The organism is Plantibacter flavus, assembly GCF_051487245.1.
GTDB lineage: Bacteria > Actinomycetota > Actinomycetes > Actinomycetales > Microbacteriaceae > Plantibacter > Plantibacter flavus_B.
Genome location: NZ_JAHVDH010000003.1, coordinates 627,950 through 638,201 on the forward strand (window position 1 = coordinate 627,950; position 10,252 = coordinate 638,201).

9 protein-coding genes are annotated in these 10,252 nt (G+C 69.7%); 5 read left to right on the forward strand and 4 right to left on the reverse strand.

Features of this window, described 5'->3' with window-relative positions; translation table 11 throughout:
- Positions 1-71: 71 nt before the first annotated feature.
- Together KXS11_RS10110 and hemE are read right to left on the reverse strand one after the other, a co-directional pair.
- Complete coding sequence (locus KXS11_RS10110) at positions 72-1,616, reverse strand: protoporphyrinogen/coproporphyrinogen oxidase (protein WP_437385443.1); 1,545 nt, start codon at positions 1,614-1,616, stop codon at positions 72-74.
- Positions 1,613-2,704: a uroporphyrinogen decarboxylase gene (gene hemE, locus KXS11_RS10115; protein WP_437385444.1), complete on the reverse strand. Its 1,092-nt coding sequence runs from the start codon at positions 2,702-2,704 to the stop codon at positions 1,613-1,615. The genes KXS11_RS10110 and hemE overlap by 4 nt, the downstream gene beginning before the upstream one ends.
- A 91-nt stretch (positions 2,705-2,795) precedes the next feature.
- On the opposite strand from hemE, the gene KXS11_RS10120 reads away from it, so the two are divergent.
- The gene (locus tag KXS11_RS10120; protein ID WP_437385445.1) at positions 2,796-4,244 is read left to right on the forward strand and encodes a glutamyl-tRNA reductase; all 1,449 of its coding nucleotides are present in this window, start codon (positions 2,796-2,798) and stop codon (positions 4,242-4,244) included.
- A gap of 162 nt (positions 4,245-4,406) precedes the next feature.
- Here the strand turns inward: KXS11_RS10120 and KXS11_RS10125 are convergent, their stop codons facing one another.
- Complete coding sequence (locus KXS11_RS10125; protein ID WP_437385446.1) at positions 4,407-4,982, reverse strand: DUF4190 domain-containing protein; 576 nt, start codon at positions 4,980-4,982, stop codon at positions 4,407-4,409.
- 198 nt (positions 4,983-5,180) lie between these two features.
- Between KXS11_RS10125 and KXS11_RS10130 the strand changes: the two genes are divergently transcribed.
- Positions 5,181-5,954 (forward strand): esterase/lipase family protein, encoded by a 774-nt coding sequence (locus tag KXS11_RS10130; RefSeq protein ID WP_437385447.1) that lies wholly within the window; start codon positions 5,181-5,183, stop codon positions 5,952-5,954.
- Positions 5,951-6,361: an NUDIX hydrolase gene (locus KXS11_RS10135; protein WP_437385448.1), complete on the forward strand. Its 411-nt coding sequence runs from the start codon at positions 5,951-5,953 to the stop codon at positions 6,359-6,361. Before KXS11_RS10130 ends, KXS11_RS10135 begins: the two co-directional genes overlap by 4 nt.
- A 208-nt stretch (positions 6,362-6,569) precedes the next feature.
- On the opposite strand, the gene KXS11_RS10140 is transcribed toward KXS11_RS10135, so the two are convergent.
- Positions 6,570-7,475 carry a serine hydrolase gene (locus KXS11_RS10140; RefSeq protein ID WP_437385449.1) on the reverse strand — a complete coding sequence of 302 codons (906 nt, stop codon included), beginning with the start codon at positions 7,473-7,475 and terminating at the stop codon, positions 6,570-6,572.
- A gap of 422 nt (positions 7,476-7,897) precedes the next feature.
- Here KXS11_RS10140 and KXS11_RS10145 point away from each other — a divergent pair, with 422 nt between their 5' ends.
- Together KXS11_RS10145 and KXS11_RS10150 are read left to right on the forward strand one after the other, a co-directional pair.
- Positions 7,898-9,184, forward strand: coding sequence for an extracellular solute-binding protein (locus KXS11_RS10145; protein WP_437385450.1), 1,287 nt, complete (start codon positions 7,898-7,900; stop codon positions 9,182-9,184).
- Positions 9,185-9,190: 6 nt separating this feature from the next.
- Positions 9,191-10,174, forward strand: a complete 984-nt coding sequence (locus KXS11_RS10150) for a carbohydrate ABC transporter permease (RefSeq protein ID WP_437385451.1) — start codon at positions 9,191-9,193, stop codon at positions 10,172-10,174.
- Positions 10,175-10,252 lie beyond the last annotated feature (78 nt).

Genomic DNA, 10,252 nt, shown 5'->3' on the forward strand with positions numbered 1-10,252 from the left:
GGGGCGCCACCATCCTGTCGGGGGTTGACAGGAAAAGATGCCCGCCCCGGCATATGTCGTGCGTTTCGTGACTACAGCTGCAGCGCCTGATGGCGGAGGCGGGCAGCCGCCGCGTGGGCGTCCGGGACGACCGATGCGAGGCCGGTGCCCGAGAGCCAGGCGCCCGTGACCGCGAGATCGGGGACCTCCGCGACGGCCTCGCGGATGATCCCGGAGCGCTCACGCTGCCCGCGTGCGGCGGTCGGCTGCGTGCCCGTCCAGGACACCCGGTGGAAGCCGCGCACACTCGCCGGGTCGAGCTCGACCCCGAGCATGGCCGAGGCGTCTGCGAGCGCGACGGCCAGCAGCTCGTCATCCGACAGCTCGCTCGTCGCATCGGCATCGCCCTGACGACCGAAGGACAGGCGGATCACATGGCGGTGCTCGCCCTGCTCGTGCGCGCGCTCCGCCAGCCACGCCCACTTCGCCGTCGCGTGGGTGAGCGCCTTCGCACGGAGGGTGGAGCCGGGTGCCACCAGCAGACCGGAACCGCGCGGAGCGGCGTCCAGGGCCGGTTCGTCGAGCACGATCGTCGCGAGCTCGATGGGAGCAGGGAGTACGGGGTCTCCGGCGTCGTCACCGGCAGCGGGGAGGTCGCGAAGAGCCGGTCCGACATCGGCGAGGAGGTTCCGCGCCTGCTGCTCGGGGGTCGCGATGAGCACGAGGTCCGCCTCGAGCACCCGACCGTCGGTGAGGGCGACGTACCAGGGCGCGGGCGTCGCTCGCGGGTCGGCAGGACGCTCGCTCATGCGCGGGAGCCCCGCGTCCCCCAGGCCGACACCGTCGCCGTCGGCGTCGATGTCGAACGGCTCCCGGGAGATCGCGCTGACGGCGACGCCCGTGATGAGCGTCGACGCCCAGTGCTCGAGCTCGGCCAGGAGGGCGTCGACGAGGACGGTCATGCCGCCGTCGAAGCCACCCACGGCGGCCCCGGCCGGTGCGTTCTCGCGCAGGTCCGCGACGGCGAGGGACAGCGCGCCGGTGCGCGTCAGCGCCGAGTTCAGGCCGGGCGCCGCGCGGTCGACGTCGAGGTCCTCCGGCATCGCCGAGTAGACACCCGAGGTGACAGGGGCGACGAGCAGGTCGTGGACGGCTGCGCCCATGCGTTTGCGGACGAGCGTGCCGAGGTTGTGCTCGGCACCGATCGTCAACGGCGGACGGACGCGGTCGAGGTAGGCACGGAGCGCGCCGCGCCAGCCGATGACACGACGGACGTCGTCGGCCAAGGGGTTCATCGGGATGCCGAGGAGACCGGCCTTCGGCAGGGGGACGGTGCGCGCGGCCATGCCGGGCTTCGCGATGTGCAACCAGGCGCCGGCGCGGTTCGGGCGGACGACCCGATCGCTGATGCCGAGCTGCTCGACGAGTTCGGCGACGGAGCCGCCGCGCGTCGCGAAGCTCTCGGCGCCGACGTCCACGCGGAGTCCGGCGACCTCGGCCGCAGCGACCGCGCCGCCGAAGGACTCGCGGGACTCGACGACCGTCACGGAGATGCCGACCTTCGCGCAGTCGACGGCACCGACGAGCCCGGCGATACCGCCGCCGATCACGACGACGCGCTTCGGAACGACGCTCATGCGCTCTGCCAGTCATGGGCGAGGGCGACGATGCGGGTCAGCACGGCCGGATCGGTGTCGGGCGGGACGCCGTGGCCCAGGTTGAGGACGTGGGACGGGGCCGCCGTCCCACGACGCAGGACGTCGAGCACGTGCGCCTCGAGGACGGGCCACGGTGCTGCGAGCAGTGCCGGGTCGATGTTGCCCTGCACGGGAACGGTGCCGCCGAGTCGACGGATGCCCTCGTCGAGGGCGAGACGGTAGTCGATACCGACGACATCGGCGCCGACACGGTGCATCGCGCCCAGCAGTTCGCCCGTCCCGACGCCGAAGTGCACCTTCGGGACGGGGAGGTCGGCGACGTGCGAGAGCGCAGCCGTCGAGGCAGGAGCGACGTGGCGCTCGTAGTCGTCGAGCGAGAGGGCACCGGCCCAGGAGTCGAAGAGCTGCGCGGCCGAGGCACCGGCGAGCACCTGGGCCCGCAGGAACCGTCCGGTGACGTCGGCACACCACGCCATGAGCTTCGCCCACGACGCGGGGTCGGCGTGCATGAGCGTGCGTGCGGCGAGGTGGTCCTTCGACGGCCCGCCCTCCACGAGGTACGCGGCGAGGGTGAACGGGGCGCCGGCGAAGCCGATGAGCGGAGTCGTGCCGTCGCCGATGCCGGCGAGCCCGGCGACCGTGGCCGCGACGCCCTCACGGATGGGGGCGAGTGTGTCGTCGAGCACGGCCGGGTCGAGCGCGACGAGTGCGTCGACCTCCGCGGCCGTGCGCACTGCCGAACCCATGACCGGCCCGCGACCCGGGACGATCTCGACGGCGACACCGGCGAGCTTCAGCGGGACGACGATGTCGCTGAAGAAGATCGCCGCGTCCGTGCCGTGGCGACGGATCGGTTGCAGGGTGATCTCGCTGGCCATCGTGGGATCGAGGCAGGCGTCGAGCATCGCCGTACCGATGCGCAGTTCGCGGTATTCGGGCAGCGACCGACCGGCCTGACGCATGAACCAGACGGGCGTGCGCTCGGGGCGCGTTCCACGGTAGGCGGTGATGAGCGGTGACGCCTGGGTCACGCCGGTGACGAGCGGATGTTCGGGAGGAAGACTCACCCCTCCATCCTCCCATCTCCTCCTGAGCAGGTGAGGTCCCCCTGGGTGCTTTCCGGAGAGCCCGAAGCGCGTGCTCGGGTACACTCGTCGGGTGCTCATGTGTGTGACGGCGAGCCATAAGAACGCCAGTTTCGACCTCCTCGAACGACTCTCAGTCGGCGCGGAGGGCGTTGCCGCGCGCCTGATCGCCCACAACGAATGCGTGTCCGGCGCTGTCGTCGTCGCGACCTGCAACCGCTTCGAGGCCTACATCGACCTCGACGAACCGGTCACCGCCGCAGCGTCCGTCGCCTTCGAGGCTGCGGCGGAAGCCGTCAGCGACACGACGGGCATCCCCGCCGAAGAACTCCGTGAGGTGTTCGACCTCAGCGTCGGCACCGCGGCGGCCGAGCATCTCTTCGCCGTCTCCGCCGGCCTCGAATCCGTCGTCGTCGGTGAGGGCGAGATCGCCGGCCAGGTGCGTCGCAGCCTCGAATCCGCTCGCGCTGGCGGCACCACGTCCTCCGAACTCGAGCGTCTGTTCCAGCGCGCCTCGCAGACCTCCCGTGGCATCAAGAACCGCACGCCCCTCGGCCGAGCCGGTCGCTCCATCGTGCGCCTCTCACTGGACCTCGCGGAAAGCCGCATCGACGACTGGGCAGCACAGCGTGTGCTGCTCGTCGGTACCGGCGCCTACGCCGGCGCGAGCCTCGCAGCCCTCCGAGACCGCGGCGTCACCGACGTCCTCGTGTACTCACCCTCGGGTCGCGCCGAGAAGTTCGCCCGCTCGCACGAGATCGGGTGGATCGGCGACGACGAGCTCGCCCAGACGACCGCCGAGGTCGGCCTCATCGTCACCTGCACCACCGCGGCGGGCCACGTCGTCGACGCAACGCTCCTCCGTGCTGGCCGGGCCGAGCTCGGTGCCGCGCACCGCGCGCTCGCTTCGTCCGGCGTCGCCCCCGTCGTGTCGATCCTGCCCTCGTCGGCAGCCGCCGAGCAGACCGGCGTCACCGCGATCGCCCACGACGTCATCGCGGAGGCAGCGGCCGAGTGCCCCGTGCCACACGGGAACGCACAGCTCGTGATCGACCTCGGCCTGCCACGGAACGTCGACCCCGACGTCGCCACCGTCCCGGGCGTCGAGCTGCTCGACCTCGAGACCATCCGGATCCACGCACCGCTCGAGGAGCTGCAGGCCACCGAGGTCGCGCGCTCGATCGTCAGCCGCGCCGCGCAGAAGTTCGCCGCCGTCGGCGAGGAACGCAGCCTCGAGCCGGCAGTCGTCGCGCTCCGCAGCCACGTGCACGCCCTGGTCGAAGCGGAGGTCGCCCGCGCAGCGGCACGCGGCGACGACGGCACGACGGCGCAGGCGCTGCGCCACCTGGCCGGTGTCCTCCTGCACGAGCCGACGGTGCGCGCCCGCGACCTCGCCCGCAACGGGGAGCAGGCGGCGTACACCGCCGCACTCCAGACGCTCTTCGGTCTCGAGGTCCAGGCCCCGAGCACCGTCGCCCGCGCCGCCGACACCGGCACCGGCACGGCCGCCTCGGCCTCCTAGCAGGCACAGGCGCCGTCACTCGCGACCGGACGTCCACCGCTCAGCCACGACGGTCTTCCCTCGGGACCGTGCTTCGCCGTCCACGGAATGGCCGCGGTAACGACGAAGGGCACCGGCGCGATGCCGATGCCCTCGTGGTCCGCCTGCCGCGCAGGCGTCGGATCAGTAGTCGTAGTTGTACGAGCTGGCACCGGCGATCGCACCGGCGATGAAGAGCACGTAGATGATGATGAAGATGACGCTCAACGCGAGGACGGCGCCGCTCACGATCGTTCCGGCGAGCGCGAGGCCGCGCCCCTGCTCGCCCGTCTTCTTGATCTGGCCGAGGGCGATGATGCCGAGCACCAGACCGACGAGCGAGAACCCGACGAACGGGGCGATGAGGGAGATGATCGCCATGACGTTCGTCTTCGGCCCGGTGGGCTGCGCGTAGCCGTACGGCTGCTGCGGCTGACCGTAGGGAGCAGCGGGCTGGCCGTACGGCTGCTGCGGCTGACCGTAGGGAGCCGACGGCTGACCGTACGGGTTCTGGGGCTGTTCACCGTACGGTGCCTGCGGCTGACCGAACTGGGGAGCCTGCGACTGTCCGTACTGCGGCGCCTGCGGCTGACCGTACTGCGGAGCCTGCTCGCCGTACTGCGGCGCCGGCGGGACCTGCGACTCGCCGTAGGCCGGCTGCTGGGGAGGCTGAGCCTGACCGTACTGGTCGTTCGGCTGGCCGGAGTTCGGATCGGTCATGGGTTTGCACCTCGCGCATAGGGGTTCGACGAACGGGACTCATGCTTGCAGCGTGCAGTCACCTTGTCAACACAGCGTAACGCCGTGTTCCCGGGCGCTGTCTGGCAAGCTGCGACCCCGCTGCGACCGTCTCCACGATATCCGCAGGGGCGGTGTGTTCCCAGGATGCCGGTGGCAAGATGGAAGACGGGGGTGGGCATGGATCAGGAATCGGTGGCGGGAGCCGAGGACGTCACCCTCGCGGATGCCCCACCCGTCGCGCCGCGTCCCGGTCCGCTGGCCATCGCGGCGATCGTCGCTGCCGACTACGTCCACGCGAGCCTGTGGCACGTTCGCGCCTTCTTCGGCGGCCGGATCCCGAGGGAGTACGGGCGCGGCGACCCTGCCCGACCGGTGGTCGTGCTCATCCCGGGCGTCTACGAGACGTGGACCTTCTTGAAACCTGTCGCCGACCGCTTGAACGCCGACGGCTACCGCATTCGCATCGCCCGTGGGCTCGGCCTGAACCGCCGTCCGATCCGCGACACCGCTGCGCGGTTCGCACGGGCGCTCGGCCGACTGCCGAAGCCGGACGCCGGCTGCGTCGTCGTCGCACACAGCAAGGGCGGTCTGGTCGGCAAGGAACTCCTCATCACCGATCGGGAGCGTCTCGGTCTGCTCGGCGTGGTCGCGGTGTGCACGCCGTTCTCCGGTTCGACCCTCGCCCGGTACGTGGTGGACCCGAGTCTCCGCGAGTTCCTGCCGACCGACGCGACCATCGTCGCGCTCGGCGATGAGCGCGGGGTCAACGGCGACGTGGTCTCCATCTACAGCACTTTCGACCCGCACGTCCCGGACGGAAGCGTGCTGCCCGGGGCGACGAACGTGCTGCTGCCGGTCGCGGGGCACTTCGTGATCCTGGGTTCGTCCGAGCTCGCAGACGCGGTCGAGCTCGCGGTCGATGATCTGGCCGAGCGGTCGCAGCGAGCATGAACCTCGCCCTCACCGACATCCTCGTGTCGGCGGTCGCGGTCATCCGTGATCGCCGCGTCCTCATGGTGACCGCGCGCGGTCGTGACGTGCTCTACATGCCCGGCGGGAAGATCGACGCCGGTGAGACGCCACCTGAGGCCGCGGTTCGGGAGGCGTCCGAGGAGGTCGCCCTCGCCCTCGACGCCGCGGCGGTCGAGCTGCTCTTCACCGTGGTGACGCAGGCGCACGGCGAACCCGACGGGCGGCTCGTACGGATGCACGTCTTCGCGGCATCGACGGATGCCGAACCGCGCCCGTCGGCGGAGGTCAGCGCCGTGCACTGGGTCGGTACCGAATCACTCGATCGATGCCCGCCCGCGGGTCGTGAGGTCCTGGAGCGACTCGCAGCGCTGGGTCTCATCGACTGACGCGCGCTCCGCCCTCGGTACGCCTCCCTGATCCAGCCGGGCAGACCTGCCCACCTGCCTGAACCCGCTCTGCCCTTTCTCAGGAAGGTCGCGGCGTGTCGCGCTGCTGCAAGCCCTCCCGGCGGCGACTCGCCGGAGGTCTCCTGAGACAGGGGAACGACAAGAGGGAAAGAGAAACAGGGGTGCGAGGGACGCCGGGGGTGCGAGGTCAGTGCACGTACTCGAGGAGGTCCTGGCCGAGGATGCGGACGGCGTCGACCACACCGAGGCGGATGCCGAGCTCGGTGTCGTCGTAGCTCGTGCACACGGCGAAGCTGACCGCACCGTTCGGGCCCCGGAGGATGCCGGCCTCCGAACGCACACCGACATCCGACCCCGTCTTGTTGAAGAGCTGGATGCCGTGGTCGGGTTCGCGGTGCGCCAGAGGGTCGAGGCCGAAACCGGAGGCCACGAGCGAGAGGTCGGTGTTGAGGGACAGCCACCCGAGCACACGACGACTGGTCGTGGCATCGACGATCTCGCCGGTCGCGAGCGCCTGGAACAGCCACGCGAGTTCGCGGGCGGAGCCGACGGACAGCTGCGGTGCGTTGTCGGGGCCGCGGTGGTCGCGCACGATGTCGAGCAGCGCGGTGCGCTTCAGGCCGATCTCCTCGGCTCGATGCCGCACGGCGTCGAGACCGATGTGGCGGAGCAGCACGTTGGTGGCGAGGTTGTCGCTCGTCGCGCCGACGAGCGCGGCGAGGTCTGCGACGGGGAGCGACGGTGCCTGCAGGTGCTGCCAGATGCCCGAGTCTGCGACGGCGTCGAGCGGCTCGCGGTCGAGGATGGTGAGGCCGCTGAAGTCGGCGTCGCCGAGACGGGCAGCGACCTCGATGAGGAGCAGGACCTTACCGATGGAGGCGGTGGGGACGACGACGTGGTCGTCGACCGACATGAGGGCCTCGCCGGTCGTGATGTCGTTGATGCGCAGGCTGACCTGCGCTCCGGAAGCGGCGAGTTCACCGAGGGCGCTGAACCCGCGCGTGAACGGCTCGGTCTGCCCGGAGGCGCGGTGGCGTCCTCGACGCGCTTCGCGCGACTTGCGACGCTCAGACTCTTGGACTCGTGAAGCCACGACTGACCGAACTCCTCTGCTCCCGATGGTGATTCCGACGGTGGTACCGGGTGGCAGGCCTTGCCCCGATCGGCCCACTCGACGGCTTCCAGAGACCCGCTGCACGGGTCGGAGGATGTGTCGTCCAAGGTATCGTAAGCGCCCTTTGCGCGAGCTGCGAATCCGGGCTCAGGACGTGTCCGTCGGGCGCGTCGCTGTGCGACAAGTGACCGATAAGTGGACTCGATCGCACACGGTTCTCGCAGCTTCACGAAACATGAACGTCACCCAGGTAACGAGCGTGTTGCAGTGCTGAAAAATATTTGCAAGCATCCTGTACTTATTGAATACTGTTTCCACACCCACTGAAAACAGCAGGGATCGATCATCGGTTCCGGCCAACGACGGCCGGCACCACGATCCCCTCTATCGAGGAGTAGCACATGCGCAAGCGCACCCTTCCGCTGGCCGTCCTCGCCACCGCAGCACTCGGCCTGACCGCCTGTGCCGGTGGCGGTTCCGGCAGCGGAGACGTCTCCGCAGACGGCCAGACGCTCACCGTCTGGATCATGCAGGGCACGAACCCCGACTCCGAAGCCTTCTTCGACGAGGTCGGCTCGGCCTTCAAGAAGGAGACCGGCGCCACCCTGAAGGTCGAATACGTCCAGTGGGCCGACGCCCACGACCGCTTCGTCACCTCCATCGCCGGCAACACCACCCCGGACGTCGCCGAGACCGGCACCACCTGGACCGCCGAGTTCGCCGACGCCGGGGCACTCGCCCCCATCGGCGACTACGTCGAGAAGGCCGGCCTGAAGGACGACCTCGTCGAGGGCCTCGTCGGCTCCGGTACGTACGACGGAGAGCTGTACGGCATGCCCTGGTACGCCGGCGTCCGCTCCATCGTGTACCGCACCGACGTGTTCGAGGAACTCGGCCTCAAGGTCCCCACCACCTGGCAGGAGATCATCGACGCCGGCACGGCCATCAAGGCGGCAAAGCCGGACATGATCCCGTTCCCCGTTCCCGGTGACGCCGAGTTCACGGCGTACCCCTGGGTCTGGGGCGCGGGCGGCGAGGTCTCCGAGCTCGACGGCAAGACCTGGAAGTCCGGTCTGGCGAGCGACGAGTCGCGCGCCGGCATCCAGTTCTGGACCGATTTGGCCACCAAGTACGACCTGTCCTCCTCCGGCGCAACCACGTGGAAGGAGACCGACGTCCTCGACAACTTCGTGCAGGACAAGGTCGCCATGGCGATCATGGGCTCCTGGACTCCCGCGACCATCGTGGAGAAGAACCCGGAGCTCGAGGGCAAGTTCGCCGCCATCCCGATCCCGGGTGAGGACGGTGGCATCTCGCCCTCCGTGCTCGGCGGCTCGCACCTCAGCATGTTCAACACCTCGAAGAACAAGGACCTCGCGTTCCAGTTCATCGAGATGATGACCACCGGCAAGTACGCGGCGGAGTGGGCCGAGCAGACCGGCTACTTCCCCGGCCAGACCTCGCTCCTCGCGGACGCGACGGAAAGCGACGACCCGCTGGTGAAGCCGTTCGCCGAGCAGTTCGTCGACGGCGGCGCTTCCCTTCCCGTGACGCCGAAGTTCGGCGCGGTGCAGGCGAAGAAGACCACCAACGCGATGATCCAGGCCATCCTCTCCGGAGCGAAGTCGGTCGACCAGGCGACGACCGACGCCGCCACCGAGATGGACGACATCATGAACGGCAAGTAGCCGATCGTGTCGACCCTCACCCCGCCCACGGTCACCCGCGAAGCCCCCGCTTCGCGGGTGGCCGGGGGCCCCTCCCCCAAGCGGCAGCCGTCGCGGGTGCGGCTCCTCATGCGCACCCGCCCCTGGCTCCTGCTCGCACCGGCGCTCGTCATCCTCGCCGTGCTCCTGCTCTGGCCGCTCATCCGGGTCGTCCTGTTCTCCCTCCAGGACTACGGCCTGCGCGAGATCGTCAGCGGCGACACGAACTTCAACGGCGGCGCCAACTACCTCGAGGTGTTCGCCGACCCCACGCTGTGGACCACCGTCCTCCCCAACACCGTCTTCTTCGCCGCAGCAGCCGTCATCGGCACGGTCCTGCTCGGCACCCTCGTGGCGCTGCTCATGGCGAACCTGGGCTCCTTCTGGCGCACCATCGTGGGCAGCGCCATCATGGTCGCCTGGGCCATGCCCGCCGTCACCGGCACCTACGTGTGGGTGTGGATCTTCGACGCCGACCGAGGCATCGTCAACCAGACGCTCATGGGCCTCGGGCTCATGGACGAGCCCTTCAACTGGTTCACCAACCAATTCACCTTCTACGGCATCGCCCTGCTGAACGTCATCCACCACGGCTTCCCGTTCGTGGCCATCACCGTCCTCGCCGGCCTCCTCGGCGTCTCGAAGGAGATGCTGGAAGCCGCGGAGATGGACGGGGCGGGCGCGTTCCGCCGCTTCTTCCAGATCACCTTCCCGTCCCTGCGCCAGGTGTTCTCCGTCGTCATCATCCTGTCGACGATCTGGGACTTCAAGGTGTTCGCGCAGATCTACCTCATGCCGGGCGGCTCCGGCTCCAACCGCGAGGTCTTGAACCTCGGCGTGTGGTCGTATGTGGAGTCGTTCGGTCAGAACCGGTACGGCTTCGGCTCGGCCATCGCGGTGCTCCTGACCCTCGTGCTGCTCGGCATCACGATCGTCTACATCCGCGCCCTCATGAAGGAGGACGAACTGTGAGTACGCACACCCCCACCCGCGAGCCCGGGACTCCGGTCCCTGAGTCCGTCGAAGGGCAGGGACAGCCACAGCGGCAGC